This is a genomic window from Variovorax sp. SG517, from assembly GCF_013376045.1.
In the GTDB taxonomy this organism is placed as follows: Bacteria; Pseudomonadota; Gammaproteobacteria; order Burkholderiales; family Burkholderiaceae_C; genus Variovorax.
The window spans coordinates 237,389-263,544 of sequence record NZ_JABMJG010000005.1 but is presented as its reverse complement, the minus strand read 5'-3'; the positions used below and the strand labels follow the sequence as shown (position 1 = coordinate 263,544).

General features: G+C 69.1%; 25 protein-coding genes. 16 read left to right on the top strand and 9 right to left on the bottom strand.

Going from position 1 to position 26,156, the window contains the following annotated elements; genetic code table 11:
- Positions 1 to 23 precede the first annotated feature (23 nt).
- Together FHT32_RS17155 and FHT32_RS17150 are read left to right on the top strand one after the other, a co-directional pair.
- Positions 24 to 1,709 (top strand): carboxylesterase/lipase family protein, encoded by a 1,686-nt coding sequence (locus FHT32_RS17155; protein ID WP_176665808.1) that lies wholly within the window; start codon positions 24 to 26, stop codon positions 1,707 to 1,709.
- 28 nt (positions 1,710 to 1,737) lie between these two features.
- Positions 1,738 to 3,135 carry a dipeptidase gene (locus FHT32_RS17150; protein WP_176665807.1) on the top strand — a complete coding sequence of 466 codons (1,398 nt, stop codon included), beginning with the start codon at positions 1,738 to 1,740 and terminating at the stop codon, positions 3,133 to 3,135.
- Positions 3,136 to 3,154: 19 nt separating this feature from the next.
- On the opposite strand, the gene FHT32_RS17145 is transcribed toward FHT32_RS17150, so the two are convergent.
- A complete protein-coding gene (locus tag FHT32_RS17145; protein WP_176665806.1) occupies positions 3,155 to 4,423 on the bottom strand; it encodes a DEAD/DEAH box helicase in 1,269 nt (422 codons plus the stop codon).
- Positions 4,424 to 4,489: 66 nt separating this feature from the next.
- On the opposite strand from FHT32_RS17145, the gene FHT32_RS17140 reads away from it, so the two are divergent.
- From FHT32_RS17140 to FHT32_RS17120, 5 genes are all read left to right on the top strand, one after another.
- Positions 4,490 to 4,885 carry a translation initiation factor Sui1 gene (locus FHT32_RS17140; protein ID WP_176665805.1) on the top strand — a complete coding sequence of 132 codons (396 nt, stop codon included), beginning with the start codon at positions 4,490 to 4,492 and terminating at the stop codon, positions 4,883 to 4,885.
- 7 nt (positions 4,886 to 4,892) lie between these two features.
- Entirely contained in the window at positions 4,893 to 5,129 is a 237-nt protein-coding gene (locus FHT32_RS17135) for a DUF3820 family protein (RefSeq protein WP_176665804.1), read from the top strand.
- A gap of 191 nt (positions 5,130 to 5,320) precedes the next feature.
- Positions 5,321 to 5,758 carry an RNA-binding protein gene (locus FHT32_RS17130; protein WP_176665803.1) on the top strand — a complete coding sequence of 146 codons (438 nt, stop codon included), beginning with the start codon at positions 5,321 to 5,323 and terminating at the stop codon, positions 5,756 to 5,758.
- Between the two features lie 195 nt (positions 5,759 to 5,953).
- Entirely contained in the window at positions 5,954 to 6,442 is a 489-nt protein-coding gene (locus FHT32_RS17125) for a tripartite tricarboxylate transporter TctB family protein (protein ID WP_176665802.1), read from the top strand.
- Positions 6,443 to 6,455: 13 nt separating this feature from the next.
- A complete protein-coding gene (locus tag FHT32_RS17120) occupies positions 6,456 to 7,967 on the top strand; it encodes a tripartite tricarboxylate transporter permease (protein WP_176665801.1) in 1,512 nt (503 codons plus the stop codon).
- Between the two features lie 6 nt (positions 7,968 to 7,973).
- Here FHT32_RS17120 and chrA read toward each other — a convergent pair whose 3' ends face one another.
- Complete coding sequence (gene chrA, locus FHT32_RS17115; RefSeq protein WP_176665800.1) at positions 7,974 to 9,344, bottom strand: chromate efflux transporter; 1,371 nt, start codon at positions 9,342 to 9,344, stop codon at positions 7,974 to 7,976.
- Positions 9,345 to 9,368: 24 nt separating this feature from the next.
- Positions 9,369 to 10,127 (bottom strand): TSUP family transporter, encoded by a 759-nt coding sequence (locus tag FHT32_RS17110; RefSeq protein WP_176665799.1) that lies wholly within the window; start codon positions 10,125 to 10,127, stop codon positions 9,369 to 9,371.
- Between the two features lie 373 nt (positions 10,128 to 10,500).
- Here FHT32_RS17110 and FHT32_RS17105 point away from each other — a divergent pair, with 373 nt between their 5' ends.
- Positions 10,501 to 11,739 carry an ammonium transporter gene (locus tag FHT32_RS17105; protein WP_176665798.1) on the top strand — a complete coding sequence of 413 codons (1,239 nt, stop codon included), beginning with the start codon at positions 10,501 to 10,503 and terminating at the stop codon, positions 11,737 to 11,739.
- A 23-nt stretch (positions 11,740 to 11,762) separates the two neighbouring features.
- Positions 11,763 to 12,068 carry a hypothetical protein gene (locus FHT32_RS17100; RefSeq protein ID WP_019655447.1) on the top strand — a complete coding sequence of 102 codons (306 nt, stop codon included), beginning with the start codon at positions 11,763 to 11,765 and terminating at the stop codon, positions 12,066 to 12,068.
- Between the two features lie 113 nt (positions 12,069 to 12,181).
- Here the strand turns inward: FHT32_RS17100 and FHT32_RS17095 are convergent, their stop codons facing one another.
- The 6 genes from FHT32_RS17095 to FHT32_RS17070 form a co-directional block, all read right to left on the bottom strand.
- Positions 12,182 to 13,852, bottom strand: coding sequence for a thiamine pyrophosphate-binding protein (locus tag FHT32_RS17095; RefSeq protein WP_176665797.1), 1,671 nt, complete (start codon positions 13,850 to 13,852; stop codon positions 12,182 to 12,184).
- A gap of 157 nt (positions 13,853 to 14,009) precedes the next feature.
- Positions 14,010 to 15,239, bottom strand: a complete 1,230-nt coding sequence (locus FHT32_RS17090) for a pyridoxal phosphate-dependent aminotransferase (protein WP_176665796.1) — start codon at positions 15,237 to 15,239, stop codon at positions 14,010 to 14,012.
- Positions 15,236 to 16,141 carry an amino acid ABC transporter substrate-binding protein gene (locus FHT32_RS17085; RefSeq protein WP_176665795.1) on the bottom strand — a complete coding sequence of 302 codons (906 nt, stop codon included), beginning with the start codon at positions 16,139 to 16,141 and terminating at the stop codon, positions 15,236 to 15,238. Before FHT32_RS17085 ends, FHT32_RS17090 begins: the two co-directional genes overlap by 4 nt.
- A 101-nt stretch (positions 16,142 to 16,242) precedes the next feature.
- Complete coding sequence (locus FHT32_RS17080) at positions 16,243 to 17,781, bottom strand: aldehyde dehydrogenase family protein (RefSeq protein WP_176665794.1); 1,539 nt, start codon at positions 17,779 to 17,781, stop codon at positions 16,243 to 16,245.
- Between the two features lie 149 nt (positions 17,782 to 17,930).
- A complete protein-coding gene (locus tag FHT32_RS17075) occupies positions 17,931 to 18,350 on the bottom strand; it encodes an MAPEG family protein (protein ID WP_176665793.1) in 420 nt (139 codons plus the stop codon).
- Positions 18,351 to 18,364: 14 nt separating this feature from the next.
- Entirely contained in the window at positions 18,365 to 19,255 is an 891-nt protein-coding gene (locus FHT32_RS17070; protein ID WP_176665792.1) for an IclR family transcriptional regulator, read from the bottom strand.
- A 217-nt stretch (positions 19,256 to 19,472) separates the two neighbouring features.
- Between FHT32_RS17070 and FHT32_RS17065 the strand changes: the two genes are divergently transcribed.
- The 7 genes from FHT32_RS17065 to FHT32_RS17035 are packed head-to-tail and all read left to right on the top strand — an operon-like array spanning position 19,473 to position 26,151.
- Positions 19,473 to 20,546, top strand: a complete 1,074-nt coding sequence (locus tag FHT32_RS17065; protein ID WP_176665791.1) for an ABC transporter ATP-binding protein — start codon at positions 19,473 to 19,475, stop codon at positions 20,544 to 20,546.
- A complete protein-coding gene (locus tag FHT32_RS17060) occupies positions 20,543 to 21,403 on the top strand; it encodes an ABC transporter permease (protein ID WP_176665790.1) in 861 nt (286 codons plus the stop codon). Before FHT32_RS17065 ends, FHT32_RS17060 begins: the two co-directional genes overlap by 4 nt.
- Positions 21,404 to 21,407: 4 nt before the next feature.
- On the top strand, positions 21,408 to 22,202 hold the full coding sequence (locus FHT32_RS17055) for an ABC transporter permease (protein ID WP_176665789.1): 795 nt from the start codon (positions 21,408 to 21,410) through the stop codon (positions 22,200 to 22,202).
- Positions 22,203 to 22,214: 12 nt separating this feature from the next.
- Positions 22,215 to 22,514: a (2Fe-2S)-binding protein gene (locus FHT32_RS17050; RefSeq protein WP_256099032.1), complete on the top strand. Its 300-nt coding sequence runs from the start codon at positions 22,215 to 22,217 to the stop codon at positions 22,512 to 22,514.
- Positions 22,511 to 23,935: an NAD(P)/FAD-dependent oxidoreductase gene (locus tag FHT32_RS17045; protein WP_176665787.1), complete on the top strand. Its 1,425-nt coding sequence runs from the start codon at positions 22,511 to 22,513 to the stop codon at positions 23,933 to 23,935. The genes FHT32_RS17050 and FHT32_RS17045 overlap by 4 nt, the downstream gene beginning before the upstream one ends.
- The gene (locus FHT32_RS17040) at positions 23,932 to 25,080 is read left to right on the top strand and encodes an FAD-binding oxidoreductase (RefSeq protein ID WP_176665786.1); all 1,149 of its coding nucleotides are present in this window, start codon (positions 23,932 to 23,934) and stop codon (positions 25,078 to 25,080) included. Before FHT32_RS17045 ends, FHT32_RS17040 begins: the two co-directional genes overlap by 4 nt.
- A 21-nt stretch (positions 25,081 to 25,101) precedes the next feature.
- Complete coding sequence (locus tag FHT32_RS17035; RefSeq protein WP_256099031.1) at positions 25,102 to 26,151, top strand: ABC transporter substrate-binding protein; 1,050 nt, start codon at positions 25,102 to 25,104, stop codon at positions 26,149 to 26,151.
- Positions 26,152 to 26,156: the final 5 nt, after the last annotated feature.

Here is a 26,156-nt window from a genome sequence, read left to right as displayed (position 1 = left end):
CTTTCGGAAGAAGAGGTGCATCCATGAAGACGAGACAGATCAACACACTGGCATTGGCGATCGCGCTGTCGCTTTCCGCATGCGGCGGTGGCGGCGGCGGCGGTGCGGGTTTCGGCGGCATCGGGCTGCCGCCGGCCGCGAGCCCCGCGCCGGCACCGACACCGGCCGCCGCTCCCGCGCAGGACGACCCCACGGTCGCGGTCACCACGGAAGGCAAGGTCGCCGGCAACGCGGGCAACGGCCTCGTGTCGTTCCTGGGCATTCCGTACGCGCAGCCGCCGGTGGGCGCGCTGCGCTGGGCGCCACCGCAACCGCCGGCCGCCCGCGCGGCGACGCTGCAGGCGAAGGCCTTCGGCAACGCATGCCCACAGGCACCGGGAGCGGTGTCGTCGCCGATCGCCGAAGACTGTCTCTATCTGAACGTGTGGAAGCCGGCCGGCACGAAGGCAGGCGACAGGCTGCCGGTGATCTTCTACATCCACGGCGGCGCGTTCACGCTGGGTTCGGGCGAGATGGGCCCGAGCCCGCTGGCGAGCCGCGGCGTGGTGGTGGTCGGCATCAACTACCGGCTCGGCGCGCTCGGCTATCTCGCGAACAAGGCGCTGCGCGCGGCCAACAAGGACGGCAGCCTCGGCAACTTCGCCGTGATGGACCAGCTTGCCGCGCTCGGCTGGGTGCAGAGGAACATCGCAGCCTTCGGCGGCGACGCGGGCAACGTCACGCTGTGGGGCACCTCGGCGGGCGCGACGCAGAGCTTCTCGCTGCTGCAATCGCCCAGGGCCAAGGGGCTGTTCCAGCGCGCGGTGATGCAAAGCGGCGGCGCGGCCGAGTATTCGAACCCCAGCATGGACACCTCGCTGGCGGTGGGAGACACCGCCGTGCAGAACCTCGGATGCGGCGGCGCCTCCGACGTGGTGGCCTGCCTGCGCGCACTGCCGGTGTCCGCGCTGCTCGCGCAGGGCGGGCTCAAGTGGCGTCCCACGGTGGACGCGCAGGTCATCACGCAGGTGCCCGCGCGCGCCTTCGCGACCGGCAACTTCAACCAGGTACCGGTGATGATCGGCGGCGTGTACGACGAGGGCACGCTGTTCGTCGACACGAAGCTGAGCGCGGCCTACTACCCTCTGTACCTGCGCGGGCTCGCGCCGGCCGGCTACGACACCACGGCCATCGAGGCGGCCTATCCGATCGGCAACTACGCCGTGCCGGCGCAAGGCATCGCGCGAGCCATGGGCGACGCGATGTACGCCTGCGGCAACAGCGCGCGGCGCGACGCGCTCGCGGCGTGGGTGCCGGTGTACGGCTGGGAGATGACCGATCCGCAGCTGTCGTTTCCGTCGAATCCCGCGGCCTTCTACTACGGCACGGCGCACGGCATGGACAGCTACTACCTGACCGGCACGGTCGACTCACTGCCCACCTACCCCTACTTCGACCCGGGCAGTGCCGCGCCCGACGCCGCCACCACGGCGCAGCGCAAGGCGCTGTCGGCGCAGATGGTCGCGTACCTGCTCAACTTCGCGAAGAACGGCGACCCGAACGGCGACGGCCGCAGCGTCGCGACGCGCTGGCCGCGCTCCATGGGTCCTTCGGACCGCGTGCTGATGGAGTTCACCTATACCGCCGTCAGGACATCGAGCAACGCGTTCGAGCACACCCACAAGTGCGACACGCTGTGGGGGCCCGACGTGTTCCCGCCGATGTACTGACCGAAGAACGAACCGCATCGACCCGCCCATGAACGAACGACACGTCATCGACCATCTCGACGCCCGCCAGCCGGAGATCGTGGACTGGCTCAAGGCCTTCCTGCGCATCCCGAGCGTGAGCGCCGACCCGTCCTTCGCGCCGCACATGCACGAGGCGCGGCGCTTCCTCGTCGAGCGGCTGCAGTGGATCGGCCTGTCGGGCGTGCGCCTGCTCGACGGCGGCGGCGAGCCCGCCGTCTACGGCGAATGGAACGGCGCACCCGGCCGGCCCACGCTGATGGTGTACGGCCATTACGACGTGCAGCCGGCCGATCCCCTGGACCAGTGGCGCACGCCTGCGTTCGAGCCGACGGAGGTGGATGGCCGCCTCTACGGGCGCGGCACGTCCGACGTGAAGGGCTCGACCGCGATCGCGCTCGAGGTGATCGCCTCGTTCCTCGCGGTGCAGGGCCGCTGCCCGGTGAACATCAAGGTGTTCCTCGAAGGCGAGGAGGAAACGGGCAGTCCCTCGCTGCGGACCATCGTCGAGCGCCATCGCGCGCTGCTGCGCTCCGACGCGGTGCTGTCCGCCGATGGCGGACGCGCGAGCGCGGAGGTGCCGACGATCAACACCGGCGCGCGCGGCAACGTGCAGCTGGAGGTGCGGCTGCGCACCGCCGACAAGGACCTGCATTCGGGCCGCTACGGCGGCAGCGTGCGCAACGCGCTGCACGAGATGGCGCGGCTGGTCGCGTCGCTGCACCATGCCGACGGCGGCGTGGCGGTCGAGGGCTTCCACGACGGCGCCGCGCCGCCCACGGAAAGACAGCGCGCAGACACCGCTGCGTTCCCGTACGACGAGGCCGCGTTCTTCTCGGACGTCGGCGGCAGCGCGCATGGAGAGCCCGGCTACACGGCGCGCGAACGCATCACGCTGCGCCCGGCCCTCGACGTCAACGGCCTGTGGGGCGGCTATACGGGCGGCGGCGGCAAGACCATCGTGCCCTGCGAGGCGCAGGCCAAGCTCACGACGCGCGTCGTCGCGGGGCAGAACCCGCGCGCCGTGATCCACGCTGTGCTGCGCCACCTGCAGCGGCACTGCCCGCCGGGCTGCACGCTCGACGTGGTGGCAATGAACGACGGCTCGCCCGCCTCCACCCTCGCGCCGCACCATCCGCTGGTGCGCGCGGCCGAGGCGGTGCTGGAGCGCGAGAGCGGCCGTCGCCCCATCCACGTGCGGCTCGGCGCCAGCGTGCCGGTGACGTCGATCTTCAAGGAGATGCTGGGCATCGACACGCTGATGTTCGGCTTCAACCTGCCCGACGAGGACGTGCACGCGCCGAACGAGTTCTTCAGGCTGGCGTCGATCCGGCAAGGGACGCGGGCCTGGACGCTGCTCCTCGCGGAACTGGCGAAGCATCCGCCGGCGTCCTTCCAAATCGGCTGACGCCCGACGAGGGATTTCTTCAGGATTCCTCGCCGTCGTGCGGCTGCGCGGCCTTCGCCGCCGCCCGCAGCTTGTCCTTCTTGCTCGGCCGCTTGCCCTTGATGCCCCCCGTGCCCGACGCGTCGACCAGCGGCGGCGCCACCTCCACCGGCTCGAAGCCTTCGATGCGCTCGCGCGGCAGCTTCAGGCCGTGGCGTTTCTCGATCACCCTGAAGTGCGCCTGCGTCGACGCGCTCACGAAGCTGATGGCCAGGCCGCTCTCGCCGGCGCGGCCCGTGCGGCCGATGCGGTGGATGTAGTCGGCGGGCGAGCGCGGCAGGTCGTAGTTGATGACCACGGGCAGCTGCGCGATGTCGATCCCGCGCGCCGCGAGGTCGGTGGCGACCACCACGTCCCAGCGGCTCTGCCTGAACTGCGAGAGGATGTCGGCGCGCGTGCCCTGCGCAATGTCGCCGTGGAAGGGCACGGCGTAGATGCCGTTCCTGTAGAGCTTCTCGGCCACGGTCTGGGCCGCATGCTGCGTGGCGACGAAGACCAGCACGCGGCCCCATTCGTTCTCGTGCTGCTTGAGCAGGTGGCGCAGCAGCTGGGTGCGGCGGCCGGGGTCGACCTCGATCACGCGCTGCACGATGTCGGGCGCGGTGCCGGGCTCGCCCTGGACGTCGACCAGGGCCGGCTCGTGCAGCATGCCGTCGGCCAGCGCCTGGATGGCGCCCGGGAAGGTGGCCGAGAACAGCAGGTTCTGGCGCCGCTTCGGCAGCTGTTCGAGGATGCGGCCGAGTTCGTCGGCGAAGCCCAGGTCGAACAGGCGGTCGGCCTCGTCGAGCACGAGCATGGCCACGCCGTCGAGCCTCAGCGCGTTGTGGTCCGCCAGATCGAGCAGCCGGCCCGGCGTGGCGACGACGATGTCGGCGCCGCCGCGCAGGCTCATCATCTGCGGGTTGATCGACACGCCGCCGAAGGCGGTGACGATCTTCGGGCGCTCGGGCAGGTCCCGGGCCAGGTCGTGCAGAGTCTCACCGACCTGGGCCGCGAGCTCGCGCGTGGGCACGAGCACCAGGGCGCGCACGCGGCGCGCGCCCTGCGGGCGCTCCGAAACCAGGCGCTGCAGCAGCGGCAGGGAGAATGCGGCCGTCTTTCCGGAACCGGTCTGCGCCGAGCCCCTCAGGTCGCGGCCCTGCAGAATCGCGGGGATGGCCGCGGCCTGGATGGCGGTCGGCGCGGCATAGCCACGGCGGGCGGCAGCCTGCACGAGCGCGGGGGACAGGCCCAGTGAATCGAATGACATGTGTTTGATGAGCGCGGCAGGCGAAGAACAGGAACCAGCGAAAGAAAGTACGAAGAGGCGTATCGGATGTCGACGATGAAACAGCAGCGCGCCGGCCAGGCCGGCAGCAGCACCCTGGTGTATTCCACCGACGGCGGCGGACGCATGTGCCCCGGCTGCGGCGAGCCCGTGGCCCGGTGCCGCTGCAAGGAACTCGCGAGCCAGGCCCGCGCGCCGGCCACCGACGGCATTGTGCGTGTATCGCACGAGACCAAGGGCAGAAAAGGCAAGGGCGTGACGGTGGTCAAGGGCGTGGCGCTCGACGCGGCGGCGCTGCTGGCGCTGGGCAAGCAGCTCAAGACGGCCTGCGGCACGGGCGGCACGGTGAAGGACGGCGTCATCGAGATCCAGGGCGACCACCGCGAGACGGTGATCGCCGCGCTCTCGAAGCTGGGCCACACGGTCAAGCGCGCAGGAGGCTGAGCACGCGATGAACCCCGAAGACCTGCAGCGGCTGGTGACGCTCGAAATGCCCTTCGGCAAGTACAAGGGCACGCTGATTGCCGATTTGCCCGGCAATTACCTGAGCTGGTTTGCACGCGAGGGTTTTCCCTCGGGAGAAATTGGCCGATTGCTCGCGCTGATGCATGAAATAGACCACAACGGGCTTTCCGGCCTGCTGAAACCGTTGCGAAACCGCCCTTCCGACCCGGGAGTTACCCGATGACGCAAGATTTCGCCGCAATTTTTGCAATTCGGGCGGGATAATCGTCGCTACGTGTCAGTGGGCCCCCCGCGGCTCCCGTGCACGTAATTCGGTGATCGGTCAGTTTCGCGCCACAGCGCAGTTCTTGTTTGTTGTGATTCTGGGACTCCATCGCTTTTTGTTTTTTTTGTTGGTTTGATAGGAGTCCCTTGATGGGCAAGAAACTTTATGTGGGCAACCTCGCCTACTCGATCCGCGACAACGATCTGGAGCAAGCCTTCGGCGAATTCGGCTCGATCGTCAGCGCAAAGGTCATGATGGAACGTGACACCGGCCGTTCGAAGGGCTTCGGCTTCGTCGAAATGGGCACGGATGCCGAAGCACTCGCAGCCATCGAAGCCATGAACGGCCAGCCCCTGCAGGGCCGCGCCCTGACGGTGAACGAAGCCCGTCCGATGGAAGCCCGTCCCCCCCGCAGCGGTGGCGGCGGCTACGGCGGCGGTGGTGGTGGCGGCTACGGTGGTGGCGGCCGCAGCGGCGGCGGTGGTTACGGCGGCGACCGCGGTGGCTACGGCGGCGACCGCAGCGGTGGCGGCGGCTACGGTGGCGGCGGTGGTGGCTACGGCGGCGGTGGCCGCGGCGGCTACTGAGCCCTCCCTCCTGCCTCCAGGGCCTTCGGGCCCTTGAATGAAAAAAGCTCCTTCGGGAGCTTTTTTCATTGGGGAAAACGCCCGAACCGGGAAGAACCCTTGCCCTGCGGTACGCATTTGTTCGTACCGCGCTGGTCAGCCAACGGTCAGGCCCGCGGATCGACCCTCCTTCCTCCATAACAAGAGGAGCGAGACATGCGCATAAAGAGTCAGGCCGACTTCTTTTCAGGAGTCATGTTCACCACCGTGGGCGGCGCCTTCGCCATCGGCGCCACCACCTACACCATCGGCGACGGCGCGCGCATGGGGCCGGGCTACTTCCCGCTCATGCTGGGCATCCTGCTGGCGGTGCTGGGCGCGATCATCATGTTCCAGGCGATGGTGGTGGAGACCACCGACGGCGACCCGATCGGCAAGTGGGCCTGGAAGCCGCTGGCCTTCGTGCTCGGCGCGAACCTGGCCTTCGGCGTGCTGCTGGGCGGGCTGCCCAGCATCGGGCTGCCGGCCATGGGAATGATCATCGCGATCTACGCGCTCACCATCATCTCCAGCATGGCGGGCGAGCACTTCAAGCTGCGCGACGTGCTGATCCTCGCGACCATCCTGGCGGCCGGCAGCTACGTGGCGTTCATCTGGGCGCTCAAGCTGCAGATCCAGGTGTGGCCCACCTTCATCTCGGGTTGAGGAGAACACAGCCATGGAACTCTTCAACAACCTCGCGACCGGCTTCGGCGTCGCGTTCACCTTCACCAACCTGCTGTACTGCCTGATCGGCTGCATCCTGGGCACGCTGATCGGCGTGCTGCCGGGCATCGGACCCGTTGCGACCATCGCAATGCTTCTGCCGGCAACCTACGCGCTGCCGCCGGTATCGGCGCTGATCATGCTGGCGGGCATCTATTACGGCGCCCAGTACGGCGGCTCCACCACGGCCATTCTGGTGAACCTGCCGGGCGAGTCGTCCTCGGTGGTCACCTGCATCGACGGCTACCAGATGGCCAGGCAGGGCCGAGCGGGCCCGGCGCTGGCCGCCGCGGGCCTGGGCTCGTTCTTCGCGGGCTGCGTCGGCACGCTGATCCTGGCCGCCTTCGCGCCGCCGCTGACCGAACTGGCCTTCAAGTTCGGCCCGGCCGAGTATTTCTCGCTGATGGTGCTGGGCCTGATCGGCGCGGTGGTGCTGGCCTCGGGCTCGCTGCTGAAGGCGGTGGCGATGATCGTGCTGGGCCTCTTGCTGGGCATCGTGGGCACCGACGTCAACTCCGGCGTGGCGCGCTACAGCTTCGACATTCCGGAGCTCACCGACGGCATCGGCTTCGTGGTCATCGCCATGGGCGTGTTCGGCTATGGCGAGATCATCGGCAACCTCTCGCAGCCCGACGACGAGCGCGAGGTGTTCACGCACAAGGTCAAGGGCCTGTGGCCCACCAAGGACGACTTCAAGCGCATGCTCCCCGCCGTGCTTCGCGGCACGGCGCTGGGTTCCGCACTGGGCATCCTGCCCGGCGGCGGCGCGCTGCTGGCTTCTTTCGCCTCCTACGCGCTGGAAAAGAAGATCCGCATGCGCCCCGGCGAAGTGCCCTTCGGCAAGGGCAACATCCGCGGCGTGGCATCGCCGGAGTCAGCCAACAACGCCGGCGCGCAGACCTCCTTCATCCCGCTGCTGACGCTGGGCATTCCGCCCAACGCGGTGATGGCGCTGATGGTGGGCGCAATGACCATCCACAACATCCAGCCGGGCCCGCAGGTCATGACCAGCAACCCGGAGCTCTTCTGGGGCCTGATCGCCTCGATGTGGATCGGCAACGCGATGCTGATCATCCTGAACCTGCCACTGATCGGCATGTGGATCAAGCTGCTGACGGTGCCCTACAAGTTCCTGTTCCCGGCCATCGTTCTGTTCTGCGCGATCGGCGTGTACTCGACCAACAACAACACCTTCGACGTGTGGATGGTGGCGGCCTTCGGTTTCATCGGCTATCTCTTCATCAAGCTGCGCACCGAGCCAGCGCCGCTGCTGCTGGGCTTCATCCTGGGGCCGATGATGGAAGAGAACCTGCGCCGTGCGCTGCTGCTGTCGCGCGGGGCGTGGAGCGTGTTCGTCACGCGGCCGCTGTCGGCGGGGCTTCTGGTCGCGGCGGCGCTGCTGCTGGGCATCGTGCTGCTGCCGGCGATCAAGGCAAAGCGAGAAGAAGCCTTCGTCGAGGACTGATCCTCTTCAGCGCACGAACAACGGCAGCAGCAACAGCTGCCACGCCAGCCCCATCAGGGCCGACCCGAGCACCACCGGGATCACCCCGGCCTTGAAGCGGAACAGCGCCACGGCGGCGATCAGCCCGATCGCCGCCGATGCCGCGTCGAAGCCCCCACCCGCGCCCTTGGGCCACAGCACGTGCCAGGCGAAGAACACCGCCAGGTTGACGATCACGCCCACCACCGCCGCCGTGATGGCCGTGAGCGGCGCGGTGAGCTTCAGGTTGCCGTGCGTCGACTCGATGAAGGGCCCGCCCAGCAGGATGAACAGGAACGACGGCAGGAAGGTGAAGAAGCTCACCACCGTCGCCGCCACCGCACCCGCCGCGAAGAGCGAGTGGGCGCCGAAGAGCGCCTGGTTCCACCCGCCGACGAAGCCCACGAACGACACCACCATGATCAGCGGCCCCGGCGTGGTTTCGCCCAGCGCGAGGCCGTCGATCATCTGCGTGGCACCCAGCCAGCCGTAGTGGTCGACCGCGCCCTGGAACACGTAGGGCAGCACCGCGTAGGCGCCGCCGAAGGTCATGAGGGCGGCCTTGGTGAAGAACCAGCCCATCTGCGTGAGCGTGCCGTGCCAGCCGTACAACGCCATGAGCGCGCCCATGCCGCTCAGCCACAGCACGAGGAACACGCCCAGCACGCGCCAGAAGCGGCCCCAGCCGAAGCGCGCGTGCGCGGGCGTCGGCGTGTCGTCGTCGATGAGCGCCGGGCCGATGGCCGCCGCCCCCGCCGCGCCATGCCCGCCGCCGCCCGGCGCGAAGCGATGCGGCGCCACCCGGCTGCCGACGTAGCCGATGGCCGCAGCCGCGAGCACGATCAGCGGAAATGGCAGCTGCAGCGCGAAGATCGCCACGAAGGCCGCGGCGGCAATCGCCCAGAGCCAGGGGTTCTTCAGCACCCGCGAGCCGATGCGCCAGGCCGCGAACAGCACGATGGCCGTGACCGCCGGCTTCACGCCGTACAGCAGCCCCGCCACCGCCGGCACCTGCCCGTAGGCCATGTAGATCCACGAGAGCGCGATCAGGATGAAGAGCGAGGGCAGCACGAACAGCACCCCCGCTGCGATGCCGCCCCAGGTGCGGTGCATGAGCCAGCCGATGTAGGTGGCGAGCTGCTGGGCCTCGGGGCCGGGCAGCAGCATGCAGTAGTTGAGGGCGTGCAGGAAGCGCTTCTCCGAGATCCAGCGCCTGCGCTCCACCAGTTCCTGGTGCATCAGCGCGATCTGCCCGGCCGGGCCGCCGAAGCTGATGAAGCCCAGCTTGAGCCAGTAGGCGAAGGCCTGCCAGAAGCCGACGGGAGCGGGCCGCTCGACGGGATCTTGGGGAGAGGACATCGGGCGGCTTTCTTTCTTGCTTCGTTATTTCAGGAATGCGTCGTAGGCGGTCTTCAGTATCAGCGCGCTCACCACCACGATGAACACCACCCGCACGAAGCCCGCGCCGTGCTTGAGCGCAACCCGCGTGCCCAGCACGCTGCCGGCCACGTTGGCCACCGCCATCACCAGTCCGTAGTGCCACCAGACATGGCCCTTGGCCGCCAGCAGGATCAGCGCGGCGGCGTTGGTCAGGGTGTTGATGATCTTGGCCGAGGCCGAGGCGTTGAGGAAGTCGTAGCCCATCCAGCGCACGAAGAGGAACACCAGGAAGCTGCCCGCGCCCGGGCCGAAGAAGCCGTCGTACAGCCCGATGCAAAGGCCGATGGTGCAGGCCGCCAGCGTCTCGGCGCGGCCGGAGAAGCGCGGCGCATGCATGCGGCCCATGTCCTTGCGCGCCAACGTGTAGAGCAGCACGCCCAGCAGGATGAGCGGCAGCGCCTTGCGCAGGAAGTCGCCCGGGAACATGGTGACGCCCCAGGCGCCCAGCATCGAGCCGACGAAGCCGAGCAGCGCGGCCGGCCACAGCGCGCCCCAGCGCATCTGCACCCGCTGGCTGAACTGGGCCGCGGCGGCGGCCGTGCCCCAGATGGAAGCGCTCTTGTTGGTGCCCAGCAGGGTCGCCGGCGGTGCGCCCGGGAAAACGGCGAACAGCGCAGGCACCAGGATCAGCCCGCCTCCGCCCACGATCGAATCGACAAAACCCGCGAGCGCAGAGGCGCCCGTGACCACCAGCATTTCCATAGGGCGTGGATTGTCTCACCCCGGTGCTATCGAAAAAGTAGCTTGAAAGGCCGATGCCCCAAGCCCCGCGCAAATAAAAAAGGCGCCGACCAGCGGCGCCTTTCAAGCTTGGACAGGCATCTCGTACGGAGCCTTTGAAGAATTTTTATTGTTGCTTGGGGGGTTTGTCTCCTCGGACCCTCGGCACACGAGCAGGGCCCGTTCGCGAGTGCGCAGACTTTAGGGGCACGCACCGCCTCAGTGCATAGGGAATTACCCGCTTTGCCTTACCGAATAAGCCCGGTTTGCAAACCAAAGTGTTTCTGATAGTTAACGACGTGGCACGACTTGTGCACGGGGCGCCTGAGTCCACCACTTGAAGAAGAAAGCGACCATGGCCCTGGCACCGCAAGCCTCCATCAACGCGGCAGACACCGCATGGATGATGACCTCGACCGCGCTGGTGCTGCTGATGACGCTGCCCGGCATCGCTCTCTTCTACGCGGGCATGGTGCGCCGCAAGAACGTGCTGGCCACCATGGCGGCGGTGGTGGCGATCGCCGCGACGGTCTCGCTGACCTGGTTCGCGCTGGGCTATTCGCTGGCCTTCACCGAGGGCTGGCCCTGGCTCGGCGGCTCCGGGCGCTTCTGGTTCTCGGGCTTCGAATACCTGAAGGAGGCCGGGCAGCTCGCGGTGAGCCACGTGGCGCCCAACGTGCCCGAGTCGGTCTACGCGATGTTCCAGCTGACCTTCGCAATCATCACCACCGCGCTGGTGCTCGGCGCCTTCGTCGAGCGCATGCGCTTCTCGGCGATCCTGTGGTTCGCGCTGCTGTGGAGCGTGCTGGTGTACGCGCCCGTCGCGCACTGGGTGTGGGAGCCCGGCGGCTGGCTCGCGCAGATGGGCGCGCTCGACTTCGCGGGCGGCTCGGTGGTGCACGTCAACGCCGGCATCGCGGGGCTGGTGTGCGCCTACGCGCTGGGCTCGCGCAAGGGCTACGGCCGCGAGGCCTTCGAGCCCTACAACCTGGCTTTCACCATGACCGGCGCCGGCCTGCTGTGGGTGGGCTGGTTCGGCTTCAATGCCGGCTCGGCGGTGGCGGCCGACGGCCGCGCGGGGCTGGCGATGCTGGTCACGCACATCGCGGCGGCCGCCGGCGCCATGAGCTGGATGCTCGGCGAATGGATCGTGCGGCGCAGTCCCTCGCTGCTGGGCCTGTGCTCGGGCCTCGTGGCGGGGCTGGTGGCCATCACCCCGGCGGCCGGTTTCGTCACGCCGCCGGCGGCGCTGGCCATCGGCGCCATCGCGGGGCTGGCCTGCTACTGGGGCGCCACCGGCCTGAAGCACCTGCTGGGGGCGGACGACTCGCTCGACGTGTTCGGCGTGCACGGCATCGGCGGCATCGTGGGCGCGCTGCTGACCGGCGTGTTCGCCGACCCGCGCGTCTCCGGCGCCACGGGCGACGTGCTGACGCAGGCGATCGCGGTCGGCAGCGTGGCCATCTTCAGTGCGACAGGAACGGCAGTGGTGCTGTTCCTGGTGCACGTCATCGTCGGCCTGCGCGTCGATGCCGACAGCGAACTGCTGGGCCTCGATCTTGCACAGCACAGGGAACATCTCGGGAGCAGCTGACCCACCGACGGAGGAAACAAGCCATGTCGCCATCCATGTCCGAAAGCGAACGCATCGCCCTCGCCGCCCGCCTTCATGTGGCGCTGCGGCGAAAGCACGGCCGCGTGACCGACACCGAATGGATGGCGACCAACGCCGAGTACGCCGCCGAGATCGTGCGCATGACCCGCGCACACGCGGCCGACACCAAGGACGAGGAGCTCTACCTTCTCGCCACCCGGCTGGAGCAGGCGATGGAGCCGCTGGCCCGCGCCGCGCGCCTGGCGGCACGCCAGCCCGACGGCCAGCCGCCCACGCCCCCACCCCGGTACGTCGGCGGCCTGCGCTGAAGGGCTGCCAGTTCGCGGGACACCGGGGAACCGGCTTTGCCGGGCCGCAGGTGTCGCCCCCGGCGAGGGGGAAGGCGCGCGCGACACGAAGTGCGCGAAGCCTGGGAGAGTGCTCAGCCCTCCAGAGCGGCCTTGCGGATCGATTGCAGCGTGCTGCCCGGCGTGATGGCCTCCGGGTCCAACAGGCAATGCAGGATCGCCGGCTTGCCGCTGGCGCGTGCGCGGGCGAGTGCGGGGCCGAATTCTTCGGTGCTGGTCACGCGCTCGCCGTGCCCGCCGAACACCTCCGCGTAGCCGCGGAAGTCGGGGTTCTTCAGCTGCGTGGCACTGATGCGGCCCGGGTAGTGCCTTTCCTGGTGCATGCGGATGGTGCCGTACATGGCGTTGTCCAGCAGCACCACGATGATCGGCAGGCCGTACTGCACGGCGGTCGCGAACTCCTGGCCGTGCATCATGAAGTCGCCGTCGCCCGCGAACACCACCACCTCGCGCTGCGGCCACAGCCGCTTGGCGCCGATCCCGGCCGGCAGGCCGTAGCCCATCGAGCCGCTGGTGGGCGCGAGCTGGCTGGCATACGCGCGGAACGGCCAGAAGCGGTGCACCCAGGTGGCGAAGTTGCCCGCGCCGTTGCAGAAGATGGTGTCGGCCGGCAGCACCTCGCGCAGGTGCTTCATGACCTCGCCCATCTGCAGCGGGCCCGGAATGCGGATGGGCGACGGGTCGCTCCAGCGCAGGAAGTCTTCGCGCGCGGCCTTCGTCTCCGCCTGCCAGGCCGGCACCTGTGCAGGGCGCAGCGTGGAAACGGCCTCGGCGAAGGCCTGCGGCGTGGCGTGGATGCCCAGCGCCGGGCGATACAGCTTGCCCAGCTCGTCGGCATCGGCATGCACGTGCACCAGCGCCTGCTTCGGCTGCGGAATGGACAGCAGCTCGTAGCCCTGCGAGGGCACTTCCGACAGGCGCCCGCCGGCCAGCAGGATCAGGTCGGCATTGCGGATGCGCTCCAGCATCTTCGGATTGACGCCCAGGCCGAGGTCGCCCGCATAGCAGGGGTGATCGGCCGACATCAGCATCTGCCGGCGGAACGAGCAGTACACGGGCAGCGAGAAGGCCGCCGCGAAGTCCGCGAACTGACGCGACGCCTTCTCCGACCAGCGGCTGCCGCCCACGACGACCACCGGCCGCTGCGCCTGCGACAGCCGCTGCTGCAGCTCGGCGATCTGTGCCGGGCCGGGGTACGTTTCACTGACGGCGTAGGGCTGCGCGTCGGCCACCGTCGCGGCCTCGGTCAGCATGTCCTCCGGCAGCGCGATCACTACCGGACCCGGGCGGCCCGAGGTCGCGACATGGAAGGCGCGCGACACCAGCTCGGGCACGCGCGCCGGGTCGTCGATCTGCACCACCCACTTGGCCATGGTGCCGAACACCGCGCCGTAGTCCAGCTCCTGGAAGGCCTCGCGGCCCAGCGCCTCGCGCGCGACCTGGCCGACGAAGAGCAAGAGCGGCGTCGAATCCTGGTGCGCGATGTGCACCCCGGCCGACGCATTGGTGGCGCCCGGCCCGCGCGTCACGAAGCACACGCCCGGCCTGCCGGTGAGCTTGCCCTGCGCCTCGGCCATCATCGTCGCGCCGCCTTCCTGGCGGCACACGGTCACTTCGATGGAGGCGTCGTGCAGTGCGTCGAGCACGGCGAGAAAGCTCTCGCCGGGCACGCAGAAGAGCTGCTCGACACCGTGGGTGACGAGCTGGTCGACCAGGATCTGGCCGCCGGTGCGGGGTGTGGTCATGGGTTTTCCGATGTGATGAAGGTGTCGGGTATCGCTCCTTCCCCCTCTGGGGGAAGGTTGGGATGGGGGCAAGCGGCGATGGAAAAGCCCGCGGCACCGGATACGCCGCCTGCCCCCACCCCTGCCCTCCCCCAGCGGGGGAAGGAGAAAAGCGGGTTCATTCCAGCGCCTCGCAGGCAGCCTGGATGCGCTTGCATGCCTCTTCCAGCTGCGCCATCGAGGTCGCATACGAAATGCGGAAATACGGCGCCAGCCCGAACACGCTGCCCGGCACCACCGCCACCTCGAAGTCCTGCAGCAGGTAGCGGCAGAAATCGCTGTCGGTCTGCAGCAGCATGCCGCCGCGCGTCCGCCTGCCGAGCACACCGGCGCAGCTCGCGAAGGTATAGAACGCGCCTTCGGGCACGCGGCAGTGCAGCCCCGGCGCGCGGTTCAGCGCGGCGACCACGAAGTCGCGCCGCGCCTGGAAGTCGGCGCAGCGCTGGGCCACGATGTCCTGCGGCCCGGTCAGCGCCTCGATGGCGGCTGCCTGGCTGATCGACGAGGGGCAGGACGTGGTCTGGCTCTGCACCACGGCCATGGCAGCGATCAGTGCGCGCGGACCGGCGCCGTAGCCCACGCGCCAGCCGGTCATCGCATAGGCCTTGGACACGCCGTTCACCGTCAGCGTGCGTTCGCGCAGCCGCGGCTCCACCGCCACCGGCGTGGCGAAGGCCAATCCGTCGTAGAGGATGTGTTCGTAGATGTCGTCCGCCAGCACCCAGACCCGCGGATGGCGCAGCAGCACCTCGCACAGCGGCTTGAGCTGGTCGGCGCTGTAGGCCGCGCCGCTCGGGTTCGAGGGCGAGTTCAGGAACAGCCAGCGCGTGCGCGGCGTGATCGCCGCCTCGAGCTGCGCGGCGTCGAGCCGGAAGCCGTTGGCCTCGGTGCCGGCCACGGGCACCGGCACGCCGCCGCAGATCTGCACGATGTCGGCGTAAGAGGTCCAGTACGGCGCGGGCAGGATGACTTCGTCGCCCGGGTCCAGGCTGGCCATCAGCGCGTTGAAGATCACCTGCTTGGCGCCTGCGCTCACGCTGATCTCGTCGAGCGCGAAGTCGAGGGCGTTGTCGCGCCTGAACTTGAGCTGCACCGCCGCCTTCATCGCCGGGCTGCCGTCGAGCACGGTGTAGCGCGTGTCGCCTCTGCCGATGGCCTGCACGGCGGCGTCGCGCACGTTCTGCGGCGTGTCGAAGTCGGGCTCGCCCGCGCCCAGCACGATCACCGGGCGGCCGGCGCGCTTGAGCGCGTTGGCGTGGTCGGTGATGCGCAGGATCTCCGAGACGCCGATGGCGCGTATGCGCTGCGCGGGCTCGAAGGCAATGGAGGTGGCGGTATCGGCGGTCACTTGGCGTAGGCCTCCAGCGGCTTGTCGTTGGGTTCGGCGATGAGCTGCTTCAGCGTCGCGCTCATCGGCAGGTTCAGGCTGGTGTTCTTCGGCGGGATGGCCGCGACGAACCACTTGGTGTAGATCTTCTCGAGCTCGCCGCTCTTCATCATGCGGCGCAGCGAGTCGTCCACCGCCGACTTGAAGGCCGGGTCGTCCTTGCGGAACAGCAGCGCGATCGGCTCCGAGCCCAGCGGCTCGCCCACGATGCGGTAGGCCGAGGGGTTCTTCGAGTTGGCGATGATCCCGGCCAGCAGGTTGTCGTCGAGCACGAAGGCATCGGCGCGGCCCGACTCCATCAGGAGGAAGCTCTCGAGATGGTCCTTGCCGAGCATGGTGTTGTACGAGACGTTCTGCGCCCGCTCGCGCTTGCGCAGCAGCTGCACCGCGGTGGTGCCGGTGGAGGCCGAAACGTTGCGGCCCGCGAGCTGGTCGAGGTTGGCGATGCCCGAGTCGACCCTGGTGGCCATGCGCACCTCGCTCACGTAGGTGGTGAGCGCGAAGGCCACCTGCTGTTGGCGCGCGGTGTTGTTGGTGGTGGGGCCGCAGCCGATGTCGAGCGTGCCGTTCTGCACCAGCGGAATCGTGTTCTGCGCGGTCACGGCCATGTACTCCAGCTTCGCCTGCGGCGCGATCTCCTTCAGCACGCGCTCGCACAGCTCGACGTGGTAGCCCACGTACTTCTCGCCCGCGCCCAGCATGTAGGCCATGGGCGGCGAGGCCTCGCGCACGCCCAGCACCACCTTGCCGCTGGACTTGATCTTGTCGAGCGTGCCGGCGGTGGCGGCGGTCTGCGCGGTGGCGCCGAACGAAAACACGAGCAGGCCGGCTGCTGCGGCGATGGCCTTGAAGGAAATCCTCATTTCTTCTGTCTCCTGGTTGTGGTTCTGGTTGCAGTGAAGGCATGCGGCTGCCCGCCTCGCCGCGCGAAGCGGCAGGCCCGGGCAGTCCGGAAAGCGATCGGTCAGTCGCCGATGTCGAAGGTCACGCCCTGCGCGAGGGGCAGCGCGGTCGAGTAGTTGATGGTGTTGGTGGCGCGGCGCATGTACGCCTTCCAGCTGTCGGAGCCGGCCTCGCGTCCGCCGCCGGTTTCCTTCTCGCCGCCGAAGGCACCGCCGATCTCGGCGCCGCTCGGGCCGATGTTGACGTTGGCGATGCCGCAGTCGGAGCCCGAGCTCGACATGAAGCGCTCGGCCTCGCGCATGTTCAGCGTGAAGATCGACGACGACAGGCCCGCGCCCACCGCGTTGTGCTGCTCGATGGCCTCGTCGAGCGAGCTGTAGCGCACCACGTAGAGGATGGGCGCGAAGGTCTCGCGCAGCACGGGGCCCTCATGCGACTTCAGCTCCACCAGCGCGGGGCGCACGTAGTAGGCGTCGCTCGTGCCGATACCCTCCACGCGCTGGCCGCCGTGCACCTTGGCGCCGATCTCGCGGCTTTCGGAGAGCGCCTTCTGCATGCCGTCGAAGGCCGCGCGGTCGATCAGCGGACCGACCAGCGTGCCGGCCTCGCGCGGATCGCCCACCTGTACGTTGCCGTAGACCTTGGCAAGCTTGGGCACCAGCTGGTCGTACACGCTCTCGTGCACGAAGAGGCGCCGCAGCGTGGTGCAGCGCTGGCCGGCCGTGCCCATCGCGGCGAAGGCGATGCCGCGCAGCGCGAGGTCGAGGTCGGCCGAGGGCGTGACGATGGCGGCGTTGTTGCCGCCGAGTTCCAGGATGGCGCGGGCGAAGCGCGCGGCCAGCTTCGGCCCCACCTGGCGGCCCATGGCGGTCGAGCCGGTGGCCGAGAGAACGGGCACGCGGTGGTCGTCCACCAGCACCTCGCCGATGTCGCGCTGGCCCAGCAGCAGGCCCAGCAGGCCTTGGGGCGCATCGCCGAAACGCTCGAGGGCGCGCTGCGCGATGGCATGCACGGCCAGCGCGGTCAGCGGCGTCTTCTCGGAGGGCTTCCACACCACCGGGTCGCCGCACACCAGCGCCAGCGCCGCGTTCCACGACCACACGGCCACCGGGAAGTTGAAGGCCGAGATCACGCCGCACACGCCCAGCGGGTGCCAGGTTTCCATCATGCGGTGCTCGGCGCGCTCGGTAGCCAGCGTAAGGCCGTAGATCTGGCGCGAGAGGCCGACCGCGAAGTCGCAGATGTCGATCATCTCCTGCACCTCGCCCGCGCCCTCGGAGGGGATCTTGCCGGCCTCCAGCGTGACGAGGCGGCCCAGGTCGGCCTTGGCGGCGCGCAGCTCTTCGCCCAGCAGGCGCACCAGCTCGCCGCGGCGCGGCGCCGGCACGTTGCGCCAGGCCTTGAAGGCCTCGTGCGCGCGGCCGATCACCGCCGTGGCCTCGGCCGGCGTGGTCTGCGACACCTGCGCCACCACCTCGCCGCTGACGGGCGAACGCACCGTCAGCTCGCCGCCGGTGTGGGCCAGGCGGGGCACGCCCAGGCGCTGCAGCAGCTGTTCGACTTCGGTGGCGACGGGAAGAGAGGTTTGGGCTTCGGACATGAGCGCTCCGGGGGACAGATGAAGGGAAACACGGGAAGGCAGCGGGAGGCCTGATCCGGCCAATATCAGCGAATCCCGCCCGATTGCCTAATGAAAATATGGAAGGACCTGATGCGTTTCAGGAAGGATCCCGGGCCGTTGACGTGCGCCTAGCGCACCAACCGGGCGGCCGCCAGGATCCACAGCGCGACCAACACCACATTGCTCGCCGCGAACACGCCCAGCCGGTGCAGCACGTGGTTGTAGGTCAGGTGCACCGCGCTGTGCAGCGCCCGCAGCCCCACGTAGGCCCAGGCCAGCCACACCGCCGCGGGCGTTGGCTGCGCCGCCACGTAGAAGACCAGGCACACCACATAGAACAGCATCGGCAGCTCCAACAGGTTCATGTAGTTGCGGTTGGGAATGCGCACGGCGTCCGGAACCGCAGCCGACTCGCCCAGCCTGAAGTCGGCCGCCCGGACTTCGCGGCGCAGCACGGCGCGCACGCGCGTGAAGGGGATGAGCAGCAGCACCATGCCGGTGAGGGCCGCGAGGGCGAAGACGGGGTAGAGGATCGAGGGGTTGTTCATGGTCGGCTCCTTGCTCAACCCGGCCCCGAGGCCTCGGGCAAAGGAATCTTCTGCCCCGCCGGCGAACTCGCCAGGCTCTGCGCCGGCCGCCTCAGCGTCGCATCGAAGGGATTGATCCTCGGCCCGATCGCCGCCGCCTCGCGTTTGAGCAGCTCCACCACCGTCGGCATGCGGTCGGCGTTGAGCCGGTCGGCGATGGTGCCCACGCTGAGCGCCGCCACCGCGCGGCCTTCGCGGTCGAGGATGGGCACGGCCACGCCGGCCATGCCTTCGAGCAGGCCGGTGTTGCGGCCCGCGTAGCCCGCCTGGCGAACGCGCTCGATCTCGGTGCGCAGGTAGACCTCGTCGTACACGCCGTACTCGCGCACGCGCGAGAGATTGAAGCGGATCACCTCCTCGCGCTCGGCCTCGGGCAGGAAGGCCAGGATCGCGAGCGCGCCCTGCCCCACGCCCAGCGCGATGCGCCCGCCGATGTCGCCGGTGAAGGAGCGGATGGGAAAGGGCCCTTCGCTCCTGTCAAGGCACACGGCGTCGAAGCCGCTGCGCGCCAGCAGGAAGATGCTGTCGCCGAGGCTCGCGCACAGGCGCAGCAGCACGGGGCGGCAGATGGAGCGCAGGTCGCCGGGATTGCCGGCGCTCGCGGCCAGCGCGAAGAAATCGATGCTCAGGCGGTAGAGCTTGCTGCGCTCGTCCTGCTCGACCATGCCTTCGGCCATGAGCGACTGCAGCAGCCGGTGCGTGGTGGCCTGGGTGAGGCCCACGGATCGTGCGATCTGTGTCACGCGGCCGCCTTCGGCCTGCACCGCACCGAGCGCGCGGATCACCGAAAAGACGCGCGGCACGCCGCCGCTGGCCGCCGCGCCCGCCCCTGCGCCGGCCGGGGTGTTCGCCGAAGAGCTCTCCATACCTTCCTCCTGCGGAATTCGATTGATCGACCGCGCTCATCATATTCCGTTGAACGGAATAAATTAAAGAAATATTCTGATTAGTGGAATACCCGAGGCGATCTGGCTCAATCGTTGCAATAGAGTGAATCAAGAACAGCAAGCTGTCCATGGCCCGCACCAAGTCGAAGCAAGGTGCCTCAAGCCATCTTTTCGCCCCCGAAGAAAGGCCCGTTCCATGTCATTCCTGCGGCTCACCGACGTGACCAAGTTCTATGGCGCCACCCGTGCGGTGACGGACATGAATCTCTCGGTGGAAAAGGGCGAGTTCGTCTCGCTGCTCGGTCCCTCGGGCTGCGGCAAGACGACCACGCTCCAGATGATCGCGGGCTTCGAGGCGGTGAGCGGCGGCCGCATCGAGCTCGCGGGCAAGGACATCACGCACGCCAAGGCCAACACGCGCGGGCTGGGCATCGTGTTCCAGACCTACGCCCTCTTCCCGCACATGACGGTGGCCGACAACGTGAGCTTCGGCCTCGAGATGCGCAAGATGCCCAGGGCGGAGCGCACCGAGCGCGTGAAGCAGGCGCTGGCGCTGGTGCACCTCGAGCAGCACGCCGCGCGCTACCCGCGCGAGCTTTCGGGCGGCCAGCGGCAGCGCGTGGCGCTGGCGCGCGCACTGGTGATCGAGCCGCCGGTGCTGCTGCTGGACGAGCCGCTGTCGAACCTCGACGCCAAGCTGCGCGAGGAGATGCAGTTCGAGCTGCGCCAGATCCAGCGCAAGGTCGGCACCACCACGGTGATGGTCACGCACGACCAGAGCGAGGCCATGTCGATCAGCGACCGCGTGGTGGTGATGGAAGGCGGCCGCGCCACGCAGATCGACCATCCGCAGCGCGTGTACGAGCATCCGGGCACGCGCTTCATCTCCACCTTCGTCGGCAAGGCCAACCTGCTGGACTGCCGCGTGTCGGGCAGCGGCCCCGGCCGCACCTGCGTGGAGGTGGGCGCGCTCTCGCTCGACGTGGACGACACCGGCTTCGACCTGAACGCGGGCGCGCTGCTGAGCGTGCGGCCCGAGAAGCTCCAACTGGTGGCGCCGGGTAGCGGCCGCATCGACGGCGAGGTGCTGGAGCGTTTCTTCCTCGGCAGCCAGTGGCTCTACCGCGTGGCGACTTCGGTCGGCGAGCTCATGGTGCTGAGCCCCAACGACGGGCGCGAGGCGCTCGCCGAAGGCAGCCGCACCGGCATCGACTGGCCGGCGCACTGCATGCGGCTGCTGCCGGCCGATGAAAAGGCTGTCGCGGCATGAGCACTTCGAAGAGCAAGGCCACGCCGTGGTGGCTCTCCGGCCCCGCGCTGCTGCTGTTCACGGTGCTGCTGCTGGTGCCGCTCGGGCTCACCGCCGTGCTGTCGTTCAACGTCTACGACCCGGCCACCGGACCGAAGTCGGGCGAGTTCACGCTCGCGCACTACGCGCTGGTGTTCTCCGATTCGTACTACCTCGGCATCTTCTGGCGCACCTTCTGGGTCTCGGCGCTGGTCACGCTGATCTGCGTGCTGATCGGCGCGCCCGAAGCGTATGTGCTCAGCCGCATGCGCAACCCGTGGCGCTCGGTGCTGCTGCTGGTGGTGCTGGCGCCGCTGCTGGTGTCGGTGGTGGTGCGGGCCTTCGGCTGGAGCATGCTGCTGGGCCCCGAGGGCGCGGTGAACGGGCTGCTGCAACTCGTGGGCATAGGGCCGGTGAAGATCCTCTACACCAGCGCGGCGGTGGTCATCGCGCTGGTGCACGTGATGCTGCCCTTCATGGTGATCCCGGTGTGGACCTCGCTGCAGAAGCTCGACCCCGGCGTGGAGAACGCGGCCCTGTCGCTCAACGCCACGCCCTTCACCACGCTGCGGCGCATCGTGCTGCCGCAGGTGATGCCGGGCATTCTCTCGGGCAGCCTGATCGTCTTCGGGCTGGCGGCGAGCTCCTTCGCGATTCCGGGGCTGCTGGGCGGCCGGCGGCTGAAGATGGTCGCAACCATCGTCTACGACGAGTACCTGAGCGAACTCAACTGGCCACTGGGTGCTGCTGTGGCGCTGGTGCTGCTCGTCGCCAACCTGGCTGTGATGCTCAGCTACAACCGCCTGGTCGAAGGCCGCTACAAGAAGGCATTGGGGTGAACCGATGAACAAGAACGGCCCCATCGCCCTCGCGTTCAACGCGCTCGTCATCGTCTTCATGCTGGCGCCGCTGGTGGTGGTGTGCGTGGTGGCGTTCACGCCCGAGAACACGCTGACCATCCCGACCACGCATTTCTCGCTGCGCTGGTTCGAGGCGGTGTTCGCGCACCCCGACTTCGTGCAGTCGTTCTGGAACAGCCTGTGGCTCGCGCTGAGTTCGGCCACCATCGCGACGCTGCTGGCGGTGCCGGCCGGCATGGCGATCACGCGCTACGAGTTTCCGGGGCGCGACTTCTTGAACGGCCTGTTCCTGTCACCGCTGATCGTTCCGCACCTGGTGCTGGGCGTGGCGCTGCTGCGCCTGTTCTCGCTGGTGGGCGGCACGGGCAGCTTCGGCTGGCTGGTGCTGGCGCATGCGCTCATCGTCACGCCCTACACGCTGCGGCTGGTGGTGGCGGCGCTGGTGGGCTTCGACCGCAGCGCCGAGCAGGCCGCGCTCTCGCTGGGCGCGAGCCAGGCCACGGTGTTCCGCCGCATCACGCTGCCGATGATCCTGCCGGGCGTGACTGGCGGCTGGATGCTGTCGTTCATCAACAGCTTCGACGAAGTGACGATGTCGATCTTCGTCACCTCGCCGAGCACCGTGACGCTGCCGGTGCGCATGTACATGTATGCGACCGAATCCATCGACCCGCTGATGGCCGCCGTGTCGGCGCTGATGGTGGCGGTGACGGCCTTCGCGATGGTGCTGCTCGACCGCGTGTACGGGCTCGACCGCGTGCTGGTGGGACGCAGATAGATGAAGACGACCATGACCGCACACGCATTGCTTCACCGCGTGGCCGAGAAGACCGGCCGCGCGACGGTTCCCTTCAAGCTCGACGGCGAACCCGCGAGCGCCCTGGCCGGCGACACCGTGCTGACCGCCGTGCTCACCCAGTGCGGACAGCTGCGCCGCAACGAGTTCAGCGGCCTGCCGCGCGCGGGCTTCTGCATGATGGGCGCCTGCCAGGACTGCTGGATCTCCACCGATGAAGGCGAACGCCTTCGCGCCTGCTCGACCTTCATCGCGCCGGGCATGGCGCTGGTCACCGGAAGGGACGGCGCATGACCGCACCCCCGACAGCGACAAGCGACCTCCGCCCGGTGATCGTCGGCGCAGGCCCCGCCGGCGTGCGCGCAGCGCAGACGCTGGTGGCGCACGGCCTGAAGCCAGTGGTGATCGACGAGGCATCGCGCGCCGGCGGCCAGATCTACCGCCGCCCTCCTCCCGGGCTGGCGGCACGCGACAAGCAGACGCTCTACGGCTTCGAATCGAAGCGCGCCGACGCGGTGCACACCGCCTTCGACGCGCTGCAGGACCGCATCGAACACCATGCCGACAGCCTCGCATGGAACGCGCAGGACCAGGTGCTCGACGTGATGCACAACCCCACGCGCAGCAACCGGCGCGTGCCCTACAGCCACCTGATCGTCGCGACCGGCGCCACCGACCGCGTGCTGCCGCTGCCGGGCTGGACGCTGCCCGGCGTCTACACGCTGGGCGGCGCGCAGGTCGCGCTCAAGTACCAGGGCTGCGCCATCGGGCGGCGCGTGGTGTTCATGGGCACGGGGCCGCTGCTCTACCTCGTGGCTTACCAATATGCGAAGGCCGGCGTGGATGTGGCCGCCGTGCTCGACACGGCGCGTCTCGCCGACCAGATCGCCGCCGCGCCCGCGATGCTGGCGCAGCCGGCCGTGCTCGCCAAGGGCATGTACTACGTGGGCTGGCTGCGCACGCACGGCGTTGCGCTGCATGGCGGCGTGCGTCCGCTGCGCGTGCTCGGCGACGATGCGCTGGACCACGTCACCGGCGTGGCCTGGCTCGACGGCAAGACGCAGCACACGATCGACTGCGATGCGGTGGGCTTCGGCTACGCGCTGCGCTCCGAGACGCAGCTCGCCGACCTGCTCGGCTGCCGCTTCGACTACGCGCCGCTGCACCGCGCGCACCTGCCGGTGCGCGACGCGGCGGGACGCTCCAGCGTGCGGGGCGTGTACCTCGCGGGCGACGGCGCCGGCATCATGGGCGCCGACGCGGCCGAGTGGGCGGGCGAGCGCGCGGCGCTGGCGCTGCTGCAGGACGCGGGCATCGCCATCGACACCGCGCGTGCGTCCGAACTCGAACGCAGGCTCGACAAGCTCGCCGGCTTCCGCCGCGGCCTGGAGCGCGCCTTTCCCGTGCCGCAGGACTGGGCCGAGAACGCGAGCGACGATCTCGTGATATGCCGCTGCGAGAACGTCACCGCCGGCACGCTGCGCCAGACCATCGCGAACACCGGCGCCGACGAGATGAACCGCCTGAAGGCGCTGTCGCGCGTCGGCATGGGCCGCTGCCAGGGGCGCATGTGCGGCGCCGCGGCCGCCGAGATCCTCGCGCATGCGACGCGGCAGCCGCTGCAGCAGGTGGGCCGGCTGCGCGGGCAGGCGCCGATCAAGCCGATTCCGCTGCGGCTGGTGCCGGCTGCACCGACTGAAGGGAGCGGCGCATGAGTTCCATCAGGCAGCTGAAGGCCGACGTGGCCATCATCGGCGGCGGCATCGTCGGCTCCTCTGCCGCGCTTGCGCTGCGGCGCATGGGGGCGCAGGTGGTTCTGCTGGAGCGCGATCTCTGCGGCTCGCGTTCCAGCGGCGTGAACTACGGCGGCGTGCGCCGCCAGGGCCGGCCGGTGAGCCAGCTGCCGCTGGCGCAGCGCGCGCACCGTATCTGGGGCGACCTGGCCGGGCTGCTGGGCACCGACGGCGAATACATCCGCTCTGGCCACTTCAAGATCGCGCGCAGCGAATCGGACATGGCCTCGCTCGAACGCTACCGCGCGCTGAGCAGCGACTTCGACCTGGGCCTGGAGCTGATCTCTGGCGCGCGCCTGCGCGAGCAATGCCCGTGGCTCGGCACGCGCGCGGTGGGCGGCTCGCTGTGCGCGGAAGACGGGCAGGCCAATCCGCGCCTCGTGTCGCCGGCCTTCGCGCTCGCGGCCCGGCGCGCGGGCGCGCAGGTCTTCGAGCGGCACAAGGTCGACGAGGTGGCACACGACGGCGCGATGTTCATGGTGCGCAGCGGCAATGCGCTCGAAGTACAGGCGCCGGTGCTGCTCAACTGCGCGGGCGCATGGGCCGGCGCCATCGCCAGCCAGTTCGGCGAGACGCCGCCGATGTACGCGCGCAGCCCGCTGATGGCGGTGACCGAGCCGGTGCCGCATTTCATGAAATGGAGCCTGGGCGTGGAAGGCGGCGGCATCTACTGCCGGCAGGTCGAGCGCGGCAACCTCGTGCTCGGCGGCGGCACCGGCATCACGCTCGACGCCGAACGCTCGCGCGCCGAGCGCGAGGGCATCGCCGCACTGGCGGTGCAGGCCATCGAGCTGCTGCCGGTGCTGCGGCACGCGCACATCATCCGCACCTGGGGCGGCACCGAGGGCTACCTGCCCGACCGCGAACCGGTGCTCGGGCCCAGCCGCACCACGCCCGGCCTGTTCCACGGCTTCGGCTTCGCGGGCGCGGGCTTCCAGATCGGCCCGGCCGCTGGCGAGGTGCTCGCAGACCTCGCACGCGACGGGCGCACCGACACGCCCATCGACGCCTTCGCCATCGAGCGCTTCGACGGCGCCGACGAATCCCTCACCGCATCCCCCACCTGAACCTGAATGGAGAGCATCGCCATGTCCCAGAAGTCCTCGATCAGAACCCTTCCGCTGCTGGCCGCGCTGCTCGCGGCCGCCGGCATCGCCGGTGCGCAGACCAAGACCCTCTACATCGGCATGAACGGCGGCACGATGGAGAAGGCGTACACGCAGTACGTGTTCCCGGCCTTCGAGAAGGCCTACGGCGCGAAGGTGGTGGTGGTGCCGGGCACGTCCTCCGACATCCTCGCCAAGGCGCAGGCCAACAAGGACAAGCCGCAGATGCACGTGATGTTCCTCGACGACGGCGTGATGGTGCGCGCCATCGGCATGGGCCTGTGCCAGAAGCAGAAGCCCAGCCAGTCGCTCAGCGAGATCTACCCCGCCGCGCGCTTCAAGGACGACATGGCCAGCGGCGTGAGCCTGGGCATGACGGGCCTGGCCTACAACGCGAAGATGTTCAAGGAGAAGGGCTGGGCGCCGCCCACTTCGTGGATGGACCTGGCCGATGCGAAGTACAAGGGCAAGGTGGTGTTCCAGTCGGTGTCGTCGTCTTCCTTCGGGCTGCACGGCTTCCTGATGTTCAACCGCATCCAGGGCGGCAACGACAAGAACGTGGAGCCCGGCTTCAAGGCCTGGCCCACCACCATCGGGCCGAACGTGCTGGAGTACATCCCGAGCTCGGCCAAGCTCTCGGAGATGGTGCAGACCGGCGAGGCCGCGATCTTCCCGCTCACGCCCACGGCCGTGGCCGCAATGAAGAGCAAGGGCATTCCGGTCGAGTACGCGCCGCCCAAGGAAGGCGCAGTGGTGCTCATGGTGGGCCAGTGCGTGATCGCCAACAACACCGAGCCCGAGCTGTCGCAGAAGCTCGCCGAGTTCCTGCTGAGCCCGCTCGCTCAGGCCAACGTGCTGCAGTACGGCGCGCAGATCCCGACCAACCCGAAGGCACCGGTGGTGGGCGACGGCGTGGCGCAGGTGGCCGACATTAACAAGTGGATGAAGACCGCGGTGACCATCGACTGGGAAAGCATCAACGCGAACCGCCCGGCGTGGAACGCGCGCTGGAACAAGACCATCGAGAAGTGATCCTT